The 18,898-nt window shown below is 40.9% G+C and carries 17 protein-coding genes; 8 read left to right on the top strand and 9 right to left on the bottom strand.

Annotation, left to right across the window (positions count from 1 at the left end):
- Positions 1 to 190: 190 nt before the first annotated feature.
- The 4 genes from ubiG (at position 191) to yfaE (ending at position 5,263) form a co-directional block, all read left to right on the top strand.
- Positions 191 to 904 carry a bifunctional 2-polyprenyl-6-hydroxyphenol methylase/3-demethylubiquinol 3-O-methyltransferase UbiG gene (gene ubiG, locus ACEN2L_RS10685; protein WP_306022225.1) on the top strand — a complete coding sequence of 238 codons (714 nt, stop codon included), beginning with the start codon at positions 191 to 193 and terminating at the stop codon, positions 902 to 904.
- 559 nt (positions 905 to 1,463) lie between these two features.
- A complete protein-coding gene (nrdA, locus tag ACEN2L_RS10680) occupies positions 1,464 to 3,779 on the top strand; it encodes a class 1a ribonucleoside-diphosphate reductase subunit alpha (RefSeq protein WP_441743595.1) in 2,316 nt (771 codons plus the stop codon).
- A 77-nt stretch (positions 3,780 to 3,856) separates the two neighbouring features.
- Complete coding sequence (gene nrdB / locus ACEN2L_RS10675; RefSeq protein ID WP_306022223.1) at positions 3,857 to 4,987, top strand: class Ia ribonucleoside-diphosphate reductase subunit beta; 1,131 nt, start codon at positions 3,857 to 3,859, stop codon at positions 4,985 to 4,987.
- Between the two features lie 6 nt (positions 4,988 to 4,993).
- The gene (gene yfaE / locus ACEN2L_RS10670; protein ID WP_306022222.1) at positions 4,994 to 5,263 is read left to right on the top strand and encodes a class I ribonucleotide reductase maintenance protein YfaE; all 270 of its coding nucleotides are present in this window, start codon (positions 4,994 to 4,996) and stop codon (positions 5,261 to 5,263) included.
- 122 nt (positions 5,264 to 5,385) lie between these two features.
- Here the strand turns inward: yfaE and ACEN2L_RS10665 are convergent, their stop codons facing one another.
- Both ACEN2L_RS10665 and ACEN2L_RS10660 read right to left on the bottom strand, forming a co-directional pair.
- Entirely contained in the window at positions 5,386 to 6,624 is a 1,239-nt protein-coding gene (locus ACEN2L_RS10665; RefSeq protein ID WP_441743593.1) for a cystathionine gamma-synthase family protein, read from the bottom strand.
- The gene (locus tag ACEN2L_RS10660) at positions 6,621 to 7,253 is read right to left on the bottom strand and encodes a lysophospholipid acyltransferase family protein (RefSeq protein ID WP_306022220.1); all 633 of its coding nucleotides are present in this window, start codon (positions 7,251 to 7,253) and stop codon (positions 6,621 to 6,623) included. The genes ACEN2L_RS10665 and ACEN2L_RS10660 overlap by 4 nt, the downstream gene beginning before the upstream one ends.
- Positions 7,254 to 7,386: 133 nt before the next feature.
- On the opposite strand from ACEN2L_RS10660, the gene ACEN2L_RS10655 reads away from it, so the two are divergent.
- The 4 genes from ACEN2L_RS10655 (at position 7,387) to ACEN2L_RS10640 (ending at position 11,652) form a co-directional block, all read left to right on the top strand.
- Positions 7,387 to 8,643 carry a S1 family peptidase gene (locus ACEN2L_RS10655; protein WP_441743591.1) on the top strand — a complete coding sequence of 419 codons (1,257 nt, stop codon included), beginning with the start codon at positions 7,387 to 7,389 and terminating at the stop codon, positions 8,641 to 8,643.
- A complete protein-coding gene (locus ACEN2L_RS10650; RefSeq protein WP_441743589.1) occupies positions 8,634 to 9,590 on the top strand; it encodes an FHA domain-containing protein in 957 nt (318 codons plus the stop codon). Before ACEN2L_RS10655 ends, ACEN2L_RS10650 begins: the two co-directional genes overlap by 10 nt.
- Positions 9,591 to 9,603: 13 nt before the next feature.
- Positions 9,604 to 10,377, top strand: coding sequence for an NRDE family protein (locus ACEN2L_RS10645; protein WP_441743587.1), 774 nt, complete (start codon positions 9,604 to 9,606; stop codon positions 10,375 to 10,377).
- Between the two features lie 84 nt (positions 10,378 to 10,461).
- Complete coding sequence (locus ACEN2L_RS10640; RefSeq protein WP_441743586.1) at positions 10,462 to 11,652, top strand: amino acid aminotransferase; 1,191 nt, start codon at positions 10,462 to 10,464, stop codon at positions 11,650 to 11,652.
- A 62-nt stretch (positions 11,653 to 11,714) separates the two neighbouring features.
- Here the strand turns inward: ACEN2L_RS10640 and ihfA are convergent, their stop codons facing one another.
- The 7 genes from ihfA to thrS all read right to left on the bottom strand — a co-directional run bounded on the left by ihfA (position 11,715) and on the right by thrS (position 18,779).
- Positions 11,715 to 12,011, bottom strand: a complete 297-nt coding sequence (gene ihfA, locus ACEN2L_RS10635; RefSeq protein ID WP_306022215.1) for an integration host factor subunit alpha — start codon at positions 12,009 to 12,011, stop codon at positions 11,715 to 11,717.
- Positions 12,012 to 12,015: 4 nt separating this feature from the next.
- Complete coding sequence (pheT, locus tag ACEN2L_RS10630) at positions 12,016 to 14,400, bottom strand: phenylalanine--tRNA ligase subunit beta (protein ID WP_441743585.1); 2,385 nt, start codon at positions 14,398 to 14,400, stop codon at positions 12,016 to 12,018.
- Between the two features lie 14 nt (positions 14,401 to 14,414).
- A complete protein-coding gene (gene pheS, locus ACEN2L_RS10625; RefSeq protein WP_441743584.1) occupies positions 14,415 to 15,395 on the bottom strand; it encodes a phenylalanine--tRNA ligase subunit alpha in 981 nt (326 codons plus the stop codon).
- A gap of 221 nt (positions 15,396 to 15,616) precedes the next feature.
- Entirely contained in the window at positions 15,617 to 15,973 is a 357-nt protein-coding gene (gene rplT / locus ACEN2L_RS10620) for a 50S ribosomal protein L20 (RefSeq protein WP_068375759.1), read from the bottom strand.
- A gap of 14 nt (positions 15,974 to 15,987) precedes the next feature.
- Positions 15,988 to 16,185, bottom strand: coding sequence for a 50S ribosomal protein L35 (gene rpmI / locus ACEN2L_RS10615; RefSeq protein WP_068375755.1), 198 nt, complete (start codon positions 16,183 to 16,185; stop codon positions 15,988 to 15,990).
- 114 nt (positions 16,186 to 16,299) lie between these two features.
- Positions 16,300 to 16,797: a translation initiation factor IF-3 gene (infC, locus tag ACEN2L_RS10610; RefSeq protein ID WP_441743772.1), complete on the bottom strand. Its 498-nt coding sequence runs from the start codon at positions 16,795 to 16,797 to the stop codon at positions 16,300 to 16,302.
- Between the two features lie 65 nt (positions 16,798 to 16,862).
- Positions 16,863 to 18,779, bottom strand: a complete 1,917-nt coding sequence (gene thrS / locus ACEN2L_RS10605; protein ID WP_441743583.1) for a threonine--tRNA ligase — start codon at positions 18,777 to 18,779, stop codon at positions 16,863 to 16,865.
- Positions 18,780 to 18,898: the final 119 nt, after the last annotated feature.

Raw genomic sequence — 18,898 nt, 5'->3', positions numbered from 1 at the left:
TGAAAAGATATAAACATGTTAGCTAAAATACTTCGTTAAACATCCGAGCGATTCTAGCATTGACTGAGAAAAATAAACAGTCAGAGATCGCTCATATAGTGCGCAGTCAGTTAGCTAGTAGCGCTTTTTATAGTGGATACTGAAATCACTAGCTGGCTATAATGGTGTCAGTTTGAAACAGGATATATAAATGACTAATCAGCAAAACGTTGACCCGCTTGAAATTCAAAAATTTTCTGAACTTGCCAATCGTTGGTGGGACTTAACTGGGGAATTTAAACCTTTGCATCAGATTAACCCATTGCGCACCGATTTCATTGTGCAACACACCGGGGGCTTAACGGGTAAAACGGTTGTCGATGTAGGCTGTGGCGGGGGGATCCTTGCAGAAAGTATGGCGAAACAAGGTGCTAATGTAAGCGGCATCGATATGGGTGAAGCGCCTCTTGAAATAGCCCGCCTACATGGTTTAGAAACTGGCGTTAACGTTGACTACCAGCAAACAACTGCCGAAGAATTCTCCGAACAGCGTGCTGCACAATTTGACGTAGTGACATGTATGGAAATGTTAGAACATGTACCCGACCCCGCTTCGGTCGTCGCGGCGTGTTATAAATTAGTGAAACCAGGTGGTCATGTGTTTTTCTCAACACTTAATCGCAATATAAAGTCCTATTTAATGGCAATCGTCGCAGCGGAATATCTACTTGGTCTCGTACCTAAAGGTACTCACCAGCATGATAAATTTATTAAGCCAAGTGAATTGATGAAGTGGATCGATAACACTCCTCTTTTAATAAAGCACATAACAGGACTTCATCTTAATCCGATGACCAGAGAGTATTATTTATCTGCTCAAAATGTGGACGTGAATTACATTATACACTGCCAAAATAGTCTTTAGGATTTGAACAAAGGACCAGCAGGTAATAGCAACGCACTCTTCAGTTTGAGTAAGGCCGACTTGTTGTAAATAGCCTGCACTTGTGAATAAAAAGATCTCGATTCGAGCAAGAATTAGACGCCTTAAATTCGTAAGTGTTTAAAAGGCGTTCAATCATCAAAATACGATATATAGTGGTTTCGTCTTGCTTAAAACACTATATATCGTTAATTCATAAAACCAGATTTTTTAGATCTAAAATATTTTAAGCCTAAAATTAGTTTAAAATTTTACTTGCAATTGCCTTAGTCGCTCTAAGAAACGCTTTTTTAGGTGAGTCAATACTAACCTAAATTGACATGCACTAAATGTGGGCGCTCGAACACTATATATTGGGTTGCATTCGAGTCAAAACCTCACTATCTTGTGTTCCGTTGTTAAATACTCTTAGAACAAAAAACGGCCAATATTGGCATAGTCGTTAATAAAACGGATCGAACAACAACACTAAAAATCACGGGCTTGGATGCACAAAATCCTCTCCATTTTCACGCTAAACTAAAACAAAAACGGCAAAAACATGACTAATGATCTCTACGTCACTAAACGAAACGGCGAACGTGAACTTATCGATTTAGACAAAATCCACCAAGTACTTGAGTGGGCTGCAAAAGGTTTGAACAATGTTTCGGTTTCACAAGTCGAAATAAAAGCACATATTCAGTTTTATGACGGCATTAAAACCGCAGATATTCATGAAACGTTGATTCGTTCAGCCGCTGATTTAATTTCGACAGAAACACCAGATTATCAATACATGGCCGCACGTTTGGCAATTTTCCATCTACGTAAAAAAGCCTACGGAAAATTTGAACCACCCACCTTATTTGAGCAAGTTAAAAGCATGGTCGCAAAAGGTAAATATGATGAACATTTACTCAAAGACTACAGTGAAGCTGAATTTGCCGAAATGGATAAACATATCGATCATTGGCGTGATATGGATTTTAGCTACGCGGCCGTGAAGCAGCTAGAAGGCAAATATTTAGTACAAAACCGTGTGACGGGTGAGATCTATGAGAGCGCACAGTTCCTTTATATTTTAGTGGCAGCCTGTTTATTTGCTAACTATGAAAAAGAAACGCGGATGGACTACATCAAGCGTTTTTATGATGCCACCTCTAAATTTAAAATTTCCTTACCTACTCCGATTATGTCTGGGGTAAGAACACCCACTCGTCAATTTAGCTCATGTGTTTTAATTGAAGCTGGAGACAGCTTAGATTCCATTAATGCAACGGCGAGTGCCATCGTTAAATATGTAAGCCAACGTGCCGGAATTGGTGTAAATGCTGGTCGTATTAGAGCCCTAGGTAGCTCTATCCGTGGAGGCGAAGCATACCATACAGGTTGTATTCCTTTTTATAAGTACTTTCAAACTGCCGTTAAGAGTTGCTCACAAGGTGGTGTAAGAGGCGGTGCTGCTACATTGTTTTACCCTTTGTGGCACTTAGAAGTTGAGTCGCTTTTGGTGCTTAAAAATAATCGCGGCGTAGAAGAAAACCGAGTTCGTCATCTCGATTATGGTGTTCAGTTTAACAAACTGATGTACACACGCTTAATTAAAGATCAGTACATTACCTTGTTCAGCCCATCTGATGTGCCTGGACTGTACGACGCATTTTTTGCTGATCAAGATGAATTTGAAAAACTGTATGTAAAATACGAACAAGACCCAAGCATCCGCAAAAAACAAATCAAAGCGATTGAGCTTTTTAGTTTGTTTATGCAAGAACGTGCGAGTACGGGTCGTATTTACTTACAAAACGTTGACCACTGTAATACCCACAGTCCGTTTAACCCTAAATTAGCGCCTGTGCGTCAAAGCAACTTGTGTTTAGAAATTGCTCTGCCCACTAAACCTTTACAGCACGTTAATGATGAAAACGGTGAAATTGCGCTTTGTACCTTATCTGCCTTTAATTTAGGAGCAATTGAGAGCCTTGACGAATTCGCCGAAATGGCAGATTTATCGGTAAGAGCTTTAGATAGCTTACTGGACTACCAAGACTATCCGGTACCTGCCGCATTTAACGCCACTATGGGTCGCCGAACTCTCGGAATAGGTGTGATTAACTTTGCTTATTATCTTGCTAAAAATGGCGTGAAATACTCTGACGGTAGTGCAAATGGCTTAGTTCACAGAACATTTGAAGCCATGCAATACCATTTAATGCGGGCATCGTGTAATTTGGCGAAGGAAAAAGGGGCATGTCCTAAGTTTGACGAAACCACTTATTACCAAGGTTTAATGCCAATCGATACCTACAAAAAAGAGTTAGATAAAATTTGTAGTGAGCCATTGCATTGTGACTGGGAAGGCCTTCGCGCAGATATAAAACAATATGGTTTGCGTAACAGTACCTTGTCGGCATTAATGCCGTCTGAAACCTCATCACAAATATCTAATGCAACAAATGGTATTGAACCACCACGTGGCCATATCAGTGTTAAATCAAGTAAAGACGGCGTATTAAAACAAGTTGTACCTGAATACGAGCGCCTAAAAGACCAATATGAATTGTTATGGGATCTGCCCTCTAACGAAGGATATTTGCAGCTAACCGGTATTATGCAGAAATTTATTGACCAGACTATTTCCGCTAACACCAGTTATGATCCTAACAAGTATGAAGGCGGTAAAGTACCTATGAAGTTATTACTTCAAGATCTACTTACTACCTATAAATTGGGCATTAAGACCTTGTATTATCACAACACCCGTGACGGTGCAACTGATGCATCACAGCAAGCCTTACCAGCCAATAGATCAGTAGCTCAAGAAGTGGTTGTTGAAGAAGATGATGAGTGCGCAGGTGGCGCTTGTAAAATTTAACAACTAACAGCACCACTCTGAAGTGACCTCTTCAGAGTGGACTTGGTTTTAATCTGAGATGGCCGAATCAATCTACTATGAAATATACAACCTTTAATCAAATTAATAACAATCCTCTGACTGAGCCAATGTTTTTTGGTAATCCTGTCAATGTGGCACGTTACGACCAACAAAAACACCAAATTTTTGAAAAATTGATTGAGAAACAGATTAGTTTCTTTTGGCGTCCTGAAGAAGTTGACGTCAGTAAAGACCGAGTTGACTTTCAAAAGTTAAGTGAATCTGAAAAACACATTTTTATTTCAAACTTAAAATATCAAACCCTGCTTGATTCTATTCAAGGCCGAAGCCCTAATATTGCTTTTTTACCGATTATTTCGATTCCTGAGTTAGAAACGTGGGTAGAAACATGGTCATTTTTTGAAACCATACATTCACGCTCATACACGCATATTTTAAGAAATTTGTTTGGCGATCCTAGCAGTATTTTCAACGATATCGTTGAAAATCAAGAGATAAAAAAACGTGCCTCAGATATCTCAAAATATTATGACGACCTTATATTTGCGACCCAATTATGGCAAACCTTGGGCGAAGGCTCACACACTATAAATGGTGTGACTCACATTATTTCTATGCGTGAACTGAAGAAAAAATTGTATTTGTGCATGAACTCAGTCAACGCTTTAGAAGCTATTCGTTTTTATGTATCATTCGCTTGTACTTTTGCTTTCGCAGAGCGTGAGTTGATGGAAGGTAATTCTAAAATTATTCGTCTCATCGCTCGTGATGAAAATCTACATCTGACTTCAACCCAACATATCATCAATTTGTGGGCTAAAGGCAAAGACGATCCAGAAATGGCCGAAATTGCTGAAGAGTGTAAGGAAGAAGCCACCCAAATCTTTTTGAATGCTGTGCAACAAGAAAAAGAATGGGCTGCTTATTTGTTCCAACAAGGCTCAATGATTGGTTTGAATAAAGAAATTTTGTGCCAATATGTTGAATTTATTGCCAATCATCGCATGTCAGCCATTGGTTTGGGCCAACCTTTTGATATAAAGAGCAACCCTTTACCATGGATGAACAATTATTTGAATTCAGACAACGTGCAAGTCGCTCCACAAGAATCTGAAATTAGCTCTTACTTAGTGGGTCAAATCGACTCTGAAGTTAATGCTGACGACTTTGGTGATTTTGATCTTTAATTAATTATGAGTAACAACAAGGACAGTTTGCAGGTCAATATTAAGCAACATAAAACTGTTCTGCATCAGCCCCAGCGTACCTTATTAGAAAGTATTGAAGTGCACCAAATTGATGTGCACTTTCATTGTCGAGAGGGTTACTGTGGGGCTTGTCGTACAAAATTATTAAGCGGAAAAGTTGAGTATCCTAACTTTCCACTCGCCTACATTGACGACGATGAAATTCTACCTTGCTGCTGCTATCCAACGACAGATATTGAAATAGAACTCGCCTAGGGCCTGATGAGCTTTACCCTTCATTTTTACAGCGGTTTATATGCCATTTAGGTAAGGTGGACGTTTGCAGGTCTGATGAGACTACATCAAAAACGTCCAACGTAACACAAATGGCCTTTTTTTTAAAAATGACTAAAGGCCTGGTCAAAGTCACTGACCAAATCCTCAAAGTCTTCAATACCAATAGACATGCGGATCATGTTGTCGTTAACCCCCATTTGCTTTCTCTGCTCTGCACTGCTCTCAAAATAAATGGTAGATGCAACCGGTAAAGCTAAGGTGCGGGTATCGCCTAAGTGAGTTGCGCAGATAACTAATTTTAATTGATCTAAAAACGCAATCGGATCGATTCCATCGGCTAAATCTAAACTCAGAATACCACCAAAGCCTTTAAACAGCTCTTTAGCACGAGCGTGCTGGGGATGGTCAGCTAACCCAGGATAATACACCTTGGCTATTTTAGGATGTGACTGTAAATACCTTGCTAAACGCAAAGCGTTATCACAAATTCTTTGTGTTCTGAGTACTAACGTTTCTAAACCTACCGAAATAGCATGAGCGGAGTCAGGGGCAAGCGTCCCGCCCATATCTCGTAAGCCCCTTTTGCGAATTTGGGTTAATCCCCATTGCGCCACAGCGGCTCCTCGATAAATGTCGAGTATATTGTCGAATTTTGACCAATCAAACGTCCCACAATCTACGACTGCACCGCCTAAAACATTGCCATGTCCAGCGATATACTTAGTCAAAGAACTGATAGTCAGCGAAGCCAATACTGATTTTGCATCAAATAAATTGGGTGGTGTCATCGTGGTATCAATAATAAACAACAGTTGATTCGCTGAGCACCACCGTCCAATAGCAGTCAAATCTGCAACCTGCGTAACAGGGTTAGCGATAGTTTCTAGAAACACCGCTTTAGTATTGACTTGTAGGACCTTTTCAACTTTTGTTAAATCAGTCACATCTACAAAACTAAGTGATATCCCTAAGCTTTCCATTGTTTCGGTTAAACTACGGGTATTGCCAAATAAAAACCGACTTAGAATGAGATGATCGCCAGCTTTGAAAAGACTCAGCATAGTCGCGGTAATAGCGGCCATGCCGGTTGCAAACGTAACCGCCCCTGCACCACCTTCTAAATTATTGAGAATATTTTGTAGTGCCACTGTTGAAGACGATGATGAACGAGAATAAACATGTCCAGTTTGTTTTCCTTGAAATACATCAACCAACTCTTGAGCACGTTTAAATTCAAATAGTACTGAATTATTTGTCGCTTGATGAACAGCGCCACTTTCAGGTTGATTTATTAAACGGTCTGCGTGGATCAGGCGAGTGGTGAAGCCTTTGTTATTCAATCTTTATCTCCAATTTGAGGTACAACGATGGTGGCCACTTTGTCAGGAAACTTGGCCTCAACATCATTAAAATATGTATAAATGCGATTTAGCTCATATTGAATATCATCACCGATAATCAGCGAAGGACCAAATTCAATCTGTTTTTTCTTATAATCAAATGCCACTAAAAAAACAGGCACTTGAGCTTTATAGGCAATGTGTAAAAATCCTGTTTTCCAACGCTCGACACGACTTCGAGTGCCCTCTGGCGCTAAACACAAAACCATTTTATCAGCCTTGCGCATTGCATCAGCCATTTGTTCGACTACGCCATGGGATTTTGAACGCTCTACGGGCACCCCGCCCCAACGCCGCATAAAATAACCAAAGGGGGGAACAAATAAATTGTGTTTTCCAAAAAAAGTGATTTTCAAGCGCAATGAAAACGCCACGGCTATACCAATAACAAAATCCCAGTTTGATGTATGAGGTGCAACGGCAATGATCATTTTAGGATGTCGAGGAAATTCCCCTGAAAAACTCCACCCCATTACGTTTAGGACTCGTTGGCCCAACCAACAACTAAATTTATTGCCTATTCTAGGAATTTCTTCTGCTAGGACAGGGATATTTAATGGTTTGCCCATTTAATTCTTTGCTTGTGCAATTTAAACTAGGACAATGTTCGCTTAACTAATACATTTTGTCGAGCCGCAGCCCCGTCTTATTGCTAAGCAAGTCGTAGGTAATTGACGTTATTTAATTTACAGGAAGATGATATTGAGACGTTTTTTAATTTTATTGTTTATTTTTAGTGCATTTGCCCACAGTCAACAAACCGCCCAAAATCTATTTAGTCAATATCAGTCGGCTCTCTATCAAATTCGAATAATAGAATTAGAGTCGGGTAACAAATCATCGATTGGCTCTGGTTTTCAAATTGATGCTCAAGGCAACATGGTCACTAATTACCATGTGGTATCTGAGTACGTTTATAACCCTGATAAATATCGGATTGAATATCTAACCATAAACGGTGACAGCGGCCCTCTCGAACTGATTAATTTTGATGTTGTTAACGATTTGGCCCTTGTTAGAAAAACCGAACTTGGAGAAACAGAAGATATTTTACCATTGGCGACTACGCTGCCCGATCAAGGTACCACCATATATTCACTGGGTAATCCGCATGATTTAGGTATGATTGTGGTGCCTGGCACCTTTAATGGCATTAAGAAAAATAGCTTTTATCAACGCATCCATTTTACCGGCGCCATCAACCCAGGCATGAGCGGGGGGCCAGTAGTGAACGAAAATGGTCAGGTGATGGGCGTAAATGTAGCAACGGCCGGGAACCAAATAGGTTTTTTGATCCCTCTGAGCAAAATTGAACATCTTGCCGCCAAACACGCTGATGCACCTCTACCTATTGATGAATTTAAAACTGCAATAGCGCAACAGCTTTTGGCTAACCAAACCGAGTTGTTTAGTAAATTACAAAATGCAGCATGGCAAATGGCCCCATTAGGCCGAGCCACTATTCCAGCTAAAGTAGGAGAATTTTTATCGTGCTGGGGTGATTCTAATACCAACGACGAAGACGCTTTGTTTTTATCCGTTGAAAACCGCTGCCGTTTAGATGAGCAAATATTTTTACATAGCGGTTTACGCAGTGGTGGGATTGAGTTGGAATTTGAGTGGCTAAACGGCCAAAAGCTCGGTGAAAACCGTTTTTACTCCTTGTATAACAGCAGTGTTATCGGCGCGGGCGCAGGTAATGCAGCGACCAAAACCGATGTAACAAACTACCAGTGTAAAAATAATAAAGTGACCAACAAACATAATGTCACGAGTAAAACAGTATTATGTATCAGAGCGTACAAAGAATTTGATGGGCTTTATGATGTCTTGTTTGTTGGAGCAACCTTGGATCATAAAGAACAGGGACTGATTAGTCATTTTACCTTAGCTGGTGTTGCCAAAGACTCTGCGTTACGTTTCATCAAACAATTTATGGATGCTGTAGAATGGCAATAGTATTAGAGCTTTTATCACGCAAAAACATTCCCCTTAAGCATTACAAATTTGAGCAAGACTATGTGTGCGTAGGTCGGGATTTTAACAATGACCTAAGACTTGATGATCCTTATGTTTGTCCCAGTCACATGCTGGTTGCTGTTGATCCAGAATCAGGCTTGTTAATGGTTAATGATTGCCAATCTACCAATGGCATTAAAATCAATAATAAGTTTGTGAATCAATCAACACTTAAACCTAACGATATAATTAAGATTGGCCGAACACGCCTCAGAATCATTGATACTAAGGCGCAATTACCCAAGGCAATGCCACTGAGTGAGTTGGAAGAAAACTTAAGTTGGTTGAACAAAGCCACTCTAGCGATGAGTTTAAGTATCGCGTGTTTAGGCTATTTATTATTCTCTAAATACATCAACACCGTGGCCGAGTTTAAATTAATTGCCGCCTTACCCAGTGAGTTAGGCCAACTGGCTGTCATTAGTTTATGGCCTTTGACCTTTGCAGTATTGGCTAAAGTAGTGAAAAAAGAGAGTCACTTAATAAACCAAATAAATTTGACTTTGATTGTCACCTTAGTGTTTTTTGTGCTGAATTTGTTGCAGTCATTTTTCATGTTTAACGTCAATCCGGGAAGTTGGTTTGCGTGGGTAGAATTGCTCATCGTGGCCTTCATTATAATGGCTTTTATTTGGCTTAGCTTGTTTGTGGCCTTCCATCAACCCACAGCTAAGCGCAATGCCATTACTTTATTTATGTCCACTTTAATACTTGCTCCCTTAGTCCTTTTTGGCTTTTTCAATGAAGAAGACTTCAGTAGCCGCCCTGATTACGATTTAACGCTGCTACCACCCGCATACAATATTACGGGCTCTGTTGAAACAAGCGCTTTCATAGAAAGCAGCGAATCGTTATTTAGCCGTGTAGACAAACAAAAAGAGTTATAGCCAGCGATCATTTATGTGTATCGTTTTTGTGGCGATTGAACAGCATCCACGTTATCCGCTCATTATTGCGGCTAATAGGGATGAGTTTTTTAATCGCCCCACTCTCCCATCCCATGTTTGGGGACCATCTCGTAATATAGTATCAGGCATTGATCAGGAAGCTGGCGGTACATGGATGGGCGTAAATAAAGCGGGTTATTTGGCTGCCTTAACCAATATTAGAGCACCACAGACACTCAAGCCACATGTCAAAAGTCGTGGCGAATTGGTAAGTCACTATCTTCAACAGCCTACTACTAATTATCAGCAAGCTTTGGAACAATCACGACAAGACTTCAACGGCTACAACTTACTCTTCGGACACTGGAAGAATCTTTACGTTTATAATAACCATCTCAATCATCTTACTCACTTAAAAAAAGGTTTTTACGGTTTATCAAACGCCAGTTTAAACAGCCCTTGGCCTAAATTAGTAAAGGGGCTCGCTCGCTTAAAAACCTACTTTGAGAATACAACCCAAGATCCAGAGCATATTATTGATAAGCAACTATTTGAACTATTACGAGACCCCAACAAAGCCAATGAAAATGAGTTACCTAAGACAGGTATCCCGATGGAATGGGAGCGCAAACTCTCATCGATATTTATTCAGGCCGATCATTACGGGACTCGCGCCTCGACAGTATTAAAAATTGATACAAATCAGAAAGTAAGCTGGTGCGAGCATACCTACAACAGCGGCGCTGTGTGTATTTCTGAACAAAACTACCAATTTGATATAAATTAGTTACTATTTCTCTCGAAATTTTTAATGTCGATGGCATAATGACCGCCCTAACCTGCCTATCATCTTGAGTTTTTGAGGAACCCTATGTTTGAAGTACTACCACAACTTCCCGCCGATCCTATATTGGGCCTATCAGCTGCATTCAAGGCTGATCCCAACCCCCTAAAGATTGATTTAGGTGTAGGTGTTTATAAAGATGAAAATGGCCAAACCCCGATTGTCACCGCCATCGCTAAAGCACAAAAGATTTTGCTCGAGACCGAAACATCTAAGACTTATATACCTGCACAGGGCGTACAAGGTTATATTGACGGCTTAACTGAATTGTTGCTTGGTAAAGCAAATCCAGCCGTATTAGAAAACCGTGTCGCTGCGGTACAAGCTCCTGGCGGTTGTGGAGCGCTGCGTATTTTATCTGAGCTAATCAAGCGCTGTAATGCAGAGACGACAGTGTGGGTGAGCGATCCAACATGGGCTAATCATATTCCATTGATCGGTAATGCGGGTTTAAAAATTGAAACCTATCCTTATTTCGATAAAGACCAAGCCAGTATACGTTTTGATGCCATGGTTGAATCTCTTGAAAATGTAAAATCAGGTGATGTCGTACTTTTACACGGGTGCTGCCACAACCCAACGGGAGCTGATTTAACCAAAGAGCAATGGCAGGTGGTTCTAAAATTAGCCCAGAAAACCGGGTTTATCCCTTTTATCGACGTGGCCTATTTAGGGTTTGGTGATAGCTTAGAAGATGATGCTTACGGTACTCGCTTGTTAGTAAACAACCTTCCTGAAGTTATTATTGCCGCTTCATGTTCTAAAAACTTTGGTTTGTACCGCGAGCGAGTGGGTTTAGCGTTGATGGTCACGCAAAATAGTACGACACGAAACGCGATTCAAACTCAGATCCAATCAATTGCACGAGCAATATACTCCATGCCCCCTTCGTACGGTGGTGCTTTAGTTGATATCGTATTAAACACTGCTGAATTGCGTGCCGAGTGGATCAGCGAAGTGGATATGATGCGTAACCGTATGCAGGATTTGAGAGCACTTTTAGTCAGCAAGTTGAAAGAATATGGTGCTAAACGTGATTTTGATTTTGTTAATCGTCAAAAAGGCATGTTCTCTTATTTATGTATTACCCCAGAGCAAGTAAGAGCGATGCGTGATAAGCACAGCGTTTATTTTGTTGAGTCTAGTCGAGTCAATATCGCCGGCATCAGCTTAAAAAATGTAGACAGCTTAGCCAAATCACTGGTTTCAGTGTTGTAAAATTAACATTTGAGCATTAAAAAACCGGCCATAATGAGCCGGTTTTTTATTACAAGATTTTATTATTCAACTGGTTTAGTATTTTCCACACGACTTTTGAGCTTTTGCCCTGGTCTAAATGTCACTACCCTACGTGCTTTAATCGGAATGTCTTCCCCTGTTTTTGGGTTACGTCCAGGTCTTTCATTTTTCTGGCGCAAATCGAAATTACCAAAGCCTGATAATTTAACTTGCTCTCCAGATTCTAAAGCTTCACGCACTTCTTCGAAAAAAGTTTCTACAAGATCTTTTGCATCTCGTTTATTAATACCCAACTTTTCAAATAAGTGTTCAGCCATTTCGGCTTTGGTTAACGCCATATCGTCAATCCCTCAAAGATGCCCCAAATTTCTCTGACAATTCCGTCAGAATACCATCAACAAATGTTTGAATTTCTTGTTCTTCAAGTGTTCTGGTTTTATCTTGTAATATTAAAGATATTGCTAAGCTCTTAAAGCCCGGAGCAATTCCCTTACCTCTGTACACATCGAACAAGTTTAGGCCAACTAATTGATTTGCGCCAAATTTTTCAATACAAGTCAATATTTCGCCAATAACTTTATCATCGTCTACTACGATTGCAATGTCACGTCGATTTGCTGGAAATTTTGAAATTTCTTTCGCTTGAGGTAGCTTTTTTAACCCTAGCTGAGCAATTTCTAATTCAAAAACAAAAGTTCGGCCATTAATACCCAATTTTTTCTCAAATTGAGGATGAATAGCGCCCATGTACCCAAGGCATAAGTCGCCACTAAATATGGCAGCAGATTGCCCTGGATGCAAAGCACTGTGTTTACATGCTTCAAATCTGAAATCCTTGCGACCGGTAACAGCCAGTAAACGTTCAACATCTGCTTTGAGGTCGAAAAAATCCACCGGCCGAGTCGTTTTATCCCAGTGTTCGTCGCTAACTAGCCCACTTACCACACCACCAATTACAGCTTGTTGCACGACACCGGTTTTTTCAGACGAGTCAGGGATAAAACGCAAGCCTGCTTCGAACAGTCTAACTCTGCCTTGTTGGCGTTTTTGATTGTAAGACACAGCCTGCAACAAACCCGTCCACAGACTTACGCGCATGCAAGACATTTCCACTGAAATGGGGTGAGGCAAAGTTAGGCCTGATAATTCAGGAAACAATAAACCTTGAATTTTGGGATCAACAAACGAATAGGTAATCGCTTCTTGGTAGTCGTTATCCACTAAACTTTGTTTTAACTGATTTATTTGAATCGCTTGTTCCTGATGTTTAGACATCTGTAAACTGGCAACTGGTGCAATGTTAGGTATTTGGTTGTAGCCATATACCCGAGCAATTTCTTCAATCAGGTCTTCTTCAATACTAATATCGAAACGATAAGCAGGAACGATTGCAGTCCATGTTGCATCTTTAAATGTAACCGCAAAACCAAGTCGGCTTAAAATCTCAGTCACCTTTGTTTGAGCAATTTCCAGGCCTAATACTTTTGTTAAACGTGATTGGCGTAAACTGACCTGCTTTTCTTGCGGGACGTTCTTTTCACTCACAGCTTCAACAATAGGTCCTGCCTGACCGCCCACTATATTAAGTAACAAAGTGGTCGCTCTTTCCATCGCAGTGCGCTGCAATTGTGGATCAATCCCACGCTCGTAACGATGAGAGGCATCGGTATGCAATCCATACAGTCTTGCCTTGCCACGGATTAAGTCAGGTGCAAAAAAAGCACTTTCTAAAAAGATGTTTCGAGTCGCTTCGGTGACCCCAGAGTTCAGCCCGCCAAAAATGCCCGCCATAGCTAAAGCTTGTTTTTCATCTGCAATAACAAGGGTTTCAGGTTTTAATGTCACTTCACTTTCGTCTAACAAGGTAAGCTTCTCATCTTGCTCAGCGTACCTGACAACCACATCACCTTGCAGCTTATCATTGTCAAAAGCGTGCATAGGATGACCTAACTCTAGTAAGACAAAATTAGTCACGTCAACTACCGGGTCGATACTTCTTACACCTGAACGACGTAATTTTTCAACCATCCATAAGGGAGTAATTGCATCTACGTTAATATTTTTAATGACACGCCCTAGATAACGTGGACAGGCTTCTGGCGCATCTAGGACAATATTACGAGTCTCTTCAATAGTGACGGTAGCAGCGTCTACTGAAGGTGAACATACCTCTGAGCTATTAAGTACACCAACTTCACGAGCTAAGCCCTTAATTCCAAGACAATCTGCTCGGTTGGGTGTTAAATCCACTTCAATGGAAATATCGTCTAATTGCAAATAATCGCGAATATCAACGCCAATTGGCGCATCGAGGGGCAATTCAATAATGCCATTGTGATCATCTGAAATACCTAATTCAGAAAAACTGCACAACATTCCCATTGAAGGCTGACCACGTAATTTGGCTTTTTTGATTTTAAAATCACCCGGTAAAATTGCCCCTACTCTGGCAACAGCTACTTTTAGGCCTTGACGGCAATTAGGCGCACCACAAACAATATCAATCAGTTCGTTTTCACCAACGTTGATTTTAGTCACACGCAGTTTATCTGCATCAGGATGTTGGCCACACTCAACAACCTCACCAACCACTACACCACTAAATTCACCAGCGACAGCATTCATACCATCGACTTCTAAACCGGCCATACTGAGTTGGTCTGACAACTGCTCACTGCTAATATTTGGGTTGACCCATTCCCTTAACCACTTTTCACTAAATTTCATATGCTCAACTCGACTTAATTAAATTGCTTAAGGAAACGTAAATCATTTTCAAAAAATGCACGTAGATCATTGACCTCATAACGCAACATAGTTAGGCGCTCTACACCCATACCAAAAGCAAAACCTGTATAGATTTCAGGATCAATGTTCACTGCTCTAAGCACATTGGGATGCACCATACCGCAGCCCAATACTTCTAACCATTTGCCATTTTTACCCATCACGTCAACTTCTGCTGACGGCTCGGTAAAAGGGAAATAAGAAGGACGAAAACGAACCTGTAAATCAGCTTCAAAAAAGTTATTCAGAAAATCATGCAAGATGCCCTTTAGTTCGGCAAAACTGACATTTTTATCAACCATCAACCCTTCTACTTGATGAAACATCGGTGTGTGTGTTTGATCGTAGTCGTTTCGGTATACACGGCCTGGCGAAATAATGCGTAAAGGCGGCTTTTCGGTTTCCATTGTTCTTATCTGTACGCCAGAGGTTTGAGTTCTTAACATCACATCTGGGTTAAAATAAAAAGTATCGTGGTCAGCGCGGGCTGGATGGTTAGCCGGAATATTTAAAGCATCGAAGTTATGAAACCCATCTTCAATTTCAGGGCCGGTTTTAACTTGAAAACCCAATTCATTAAAGAAACTCTCAATGCGATTAATTGTGCGGGTAACCGGATGTAGTCCACCCATGCCTAAACCACGACCGGGTAAACTCACATCAATTTTCTCACTGGCTAATTTCGTTTCTAGCTCAGCGCTGCGAAGTAAATCCCCTCGAGCTTGAATTAATTGCTGAATAAGATGTTTCGCGTCATTTATGCGCTGGCCAGCCGCAGGACGTTCTTCCGAAGTTAATTTTCCAAGGCTTTTAAGCTGCTCAGTTAACAGCCCCTTTTTACCCATAAAATCAACACGTACTAAATCCAAAGACACCGCATCTTGTGCCTCATTAATCTGTGCTTCGGCTTGTGCAATTATGGCATTGAGATCCATAGTTTCCCCAATTTGAATTAGATAATACGTATCTGATCTAGATACTTAAAAATGACCGGCAATTCTACACGATCACGATGTGAGCTCGCCACCGCTAAAAATAAAAAGTCTTGATAAATTAACGCTCTAACAGCAATTTTTACTTTTTCCAGTTCCAAAACGAAAAACGGCGAGCATCATGCTCGCCGTTTTCCGAAAGAACTTAAACTTAATGTTTAATATTAAGCTAATGCACCTTTAGCAGCATTTACTAATGCGCTAAATGCATTTTTGTCATGAACCGCGATATCGGCCAAAATCTTACGATCGATTTCAACAGAGGCTTTTTTCAAACCATTGATGAATCGGCTATAAGACAAACCGTTTTGACGAGCGGCAGCGTTAATACGTGCAATCCACAATTGACGGAATTGACGTTTTTTCTGACGACGGTCGCGATATGCATATTGACCTGCTTTAGTTACTGCTTGGACAGCAACACGATAAACTCGACTACGAGCTCCGTAATAACCTTTGGCTTGCTTCAGTACCTTTTTGTGACGGGCACGTGCTACAACACCACGTTTTACTCTTGCCATTGTTCAGTCTCCTCTTAAACGTACGGTAACATGCGTTGGATAAGTGCTGTATCCGACGTATGAACTAATTTTTTGCCACGTAAGTGACGTTTACGTTTAGAGCTCTTTTTTGTCAAAATGTGACGCAAATGAGACTGCTTGCTTTTGAAACGGCCTGAAGCGGTTTTTCTAAAACGCTTGGCTGCTCCACGGTTTGATTTCATTTTAGGCATTGCTAAAACTCCGCATTGTTAATGACTTAAAGTTTTGCAGAAACGATAAGTCTTGTGATTACAATGTAGTAAGGTGAGCCAGGGGGCAGAATCCTGATTACTTGTAGACCTTAACTACTTCTTAATTGGGGCGAGCACCATGATCATCTGACGACCCTCTACCCTGTTTGGGAAAGATTCGCAGTTTGCAATATCAGCTAAGTCGGTTTTAACTCGAGTTAATTGATTAATGCCGATCTCTTGGTGAGCCATTTCACGTCCGCGAAAACGAATCGTTACTTTAGCCTTATCACCCCCTTCTAGAAAGCGACGCAGGTTGCGCAGTTTTACCTGGTAATCGCCTTCATCAGTGCCAGGGCGAAATTTAATCTCCTTGACCTGAATTTGCTTCTGTTTTTTCTTTTGCTCTTTAAGAGACTTACTTTTTTCGAAGATGAATTTCCCGTAATCCATTACTTTGCATACGGGCGGCTCTGCATTAGGGCTAATCTCAACCAAGTCTAAACTTGATTGCTCAGCAGTTTCAATCGCTTCACGAATCGACACTACGCCAATTTGCTCACCATCTTTACCAACCAAACGGACTTCTTTTGCCGTTATTTCATCGTTAATCCGAGCTTTATTCGGATCTTTAGCCTTAATGTTAGCGCCTTTAATATGTCATTCCTCCACGAAATTTATCGGATTTGTTTGTTTGCGACCTCAGCACCTGCGTGCTGTATAAATGCCTCTATAGACATCTTTCCAAGGTCATCACCCTTGCGTGAACGCACTGCAATTTCGCCGGTTTCCATTTCTTTATCACCAACTACTAACAAATACGGGACACGCTTGAGCGTATGCTCGCGGATTTTAAAGCCAATCTTCTCATTTCTCAAGTCAGACTTTGCTCTAAATCCACTTTCTTTCAGTTTTTTTACCACATTTTGACAATATTCAGCTTGATTGTCGGTAATATTCATTACGACTGCTTGAGTAGGAGCCAACCATAAAGGAAACAGCCCCGCATACTCTTCAGTTAAAATACCAATAAAACGTTCAATCGAACCCAGTATTGCTCTGTGGATCATTACTGGAACTTTTCTTTCACCATTTTCAGCCACATAAGTTGACCCTAAACGACCTGGCATGGAAAAATCGAGCTGTACTGTACCACATTGCCAAGCGCGATCTAAACAATCATGCAAAGTAAATTCTATTTTAGGTCCATAAAAAGCACCTTCGCCCGGTAAATAGCTAAATTCAATGTTTTTGCTCTTCAATGCGTCAGCTAAAGCGAGCTCTGCTTTGTCCCACATTTCTTCGCTACCGACACGCTTTTCTGGGCGAGTAGACAATTTCACTTCGATTTCTTCAAAACCAAAGGTCTTGTACGTATCGTAGATCATATCAATACAACCGCCGACTTCTGCCAACACTTGTTCTTCGGTACAGAATATATGTGCGTCATCTTGGGTAAAACCACGGACTCGCATTAAACCATGCAAGGCCCCAGAGGGTTCGTTACGGTGACAACAGCCAAACTCAGCCATACGCAACGGTAAATCACGATAAGACTTCAAACCTTGGTTAAAGATTTGCACATGACCTGGGCAGTTCATGGGTTTAATAGCGTATTCACGTTTTTCTGATGTGGTGGTAAACATCGCATCAGCATATTTTTCCCAGTGACCTGAGCGTTCCCACAACGACCGATCCATCATTAACGGACCTTTAACTTCGTCGTAATCGTAGTTACCTAGTTTCTCCCGCACGAATTTTTCGAGCTGAGTGTAAATAGTCCAACCATCGTTATGCCAAAACACCATACCGGGTGCTTCTTCTTGCCAATGGAATAAGTCTAAAGCCTTACCAATTTTTCTGTGGTCACGCTTTTCAGCTTCTTCTAAACGTTGTAAATATGCCGCTAGTTGTTTTTTATCTGCCCACGCTGTGCCATAAATTCGTTGCAACATTTTATTGTCGCTATTTCCACGCCAATAAGCACCGGCTACTTTCATCAATTTAAAGTGTTGGCAGAAACGCATATTAGGCACGTGAGGACCACGACACATATCAGTGTATTCTTCATGATGATACAAAGCGGGTGAGCTGTCTTTTGGTATATTTTCATCCAAGATTTGCATCTTATACATCTCACCGCGCTGCTCGAAGGTATCGCGTGCTTCCTGCCAACTCACGGCATTTTTAACAACGTCGTAATTTGTCTTTGCCAATTCAAGCATGCGTTTTTCGATCTTGATTAAATCCGCTTCATTTAACGGTGTTTCTAAGTCAACATCATAATAAAAGCCGTTATCGATAACTGGACCTATTGCCATTTTAACATCTGGATAAAGTTGCTTGATTGCATGGCCAATTAAGTGAGCACAAGAATGTCGAATGATTTCGATCCCTTCTTGGTCTTTAGCGGTAATGATTTGCAAGGTCGCATCTTGCTCTATCAAGTCACAGGCATCGACTAAATTACCATTTACTTTGCCAGCAACGGTGGCTTTAGCTAGACCTGGACCAATATCAAGGGCAACATCTAAAGTAGATACAGACTTATCGAATTGACGTTTACTACCGTCGGGAAGTGTAATTATGGGCATATAAATTCCTTACGCAGTGGTGACACCTACCAAGCGCCACGTGCAAATGGGAAAGCATCGAGAGCTCAACTCTTATTGCTATTCATAAAAAAACACCCTTTTAGGGTGTTAAGATAACA

Source organism: Flavobacterium sp. W21_SRS_FM6 (assembly GCF_052119645.1).
GTDB lineage: Bacteria > Pseudomonadota > Gammaproteobacteria > Enterobacterales > Alteromonadaceae > Paraglaciecola.
The sequence above is the reverse complement of the archived record's forward strand: the minus strand, read 5'-3'. Positions and strand labels throughout refer to the sequence as shown.

Bases quoted from the DNA above. Each gene is read 5' to 3' on its own strand.
- nrdB (WP_306022223.1), top strand. From the start codon at position 3,857: ATGAAATATACAACCTTTAATCAAATTAATAACAATCCTCTGACTGAG.
- ACEN2L_RS10640 (WP_441743586.1), top strand. From the start codon at position 10,462: ATGTTTGAAGTACTACCACAACTTCCCGCCGATCCTATATTGGGCCTA.
- yfaE (WP_306022222.1), top strand. From the start codon at position 4,994: ATGAGTAACAACAAGGACAGTTTGCAGGTCAATATTAAGCAACATAAA.
- ACEN2L_RS10650 (WP_441743589.1), top strand. From the start codon at position 8,634: ATGGCAATAGTATTAGAGCTTTTATCACGCAAAAACATTCCCCTTAAG.
- rplT (WP_068375759.1), bottom strand. From the start codon at position 15,973: ATGGCAAGAGTAAAACGTGGTGTTGTAGCACGTGCCCGTCACAAAAAG.
- nrdA (WP_441743595.1), top strand. From the start codon at position 1,464: ATGACTAATGATCTCTACGTCACTAAACGAAACGGCGAACGTGAACTT.
- pheS (WP_441743584.1), bottom strand. From the start codon at position 15,395: ATGGATCTCAATGCCATAATTGCACAAGCCGAAGCACAGATTAATGAG.
- ihfA (WP_306022215.1), bottom strand. From the start codon at position 12,011: ATGGCGTTAACCAAAGCCGAAATGGCTGAACACTTATTTGAAAAGTTG.
- ACEN2L_RS10645 (WP_441743587.1), top strand. From the start codon at position 9,604: ATGTGTATCGTTTTTGTGGCGATTGAACAGCATCCACGTTATCCGCTC.
- rpmI (WP_068375755.1), bottom strand. From the start codon at position 16,185: ATGCCTAAAATGAAATCAAACCGTGGAGCAGCCAAGCGTTTTAGAAAA.
- ubiG (WP_306022225.1), top strand. From the start codon at position 191: ATGACTAATCAGCAAAACGTTGACCCGCTTGAAATTCAAAAATTTTCT.
- pheT (WP_441743585.1), bottom strand. From the start codon at position 14,400: ATGAAATTTAGTGAAAAGTGGTTAAGGGAATGGGTCAACCCAAATATT.
- thrS (WP_441743583.1), bottom strand. From the start codon at position 18,779: ATGCCCATAATTACACTTCCCGACGGTAGTAAACGTCAATTCGATAAG.
- ACEN2L_RS10660 (WP_306022220.1), bottom strand. From the start codon at position 7,253: ATGGGCAAACCATTAAATATCCCTGTCCTAGCAGAAGAAATTCCTAGA.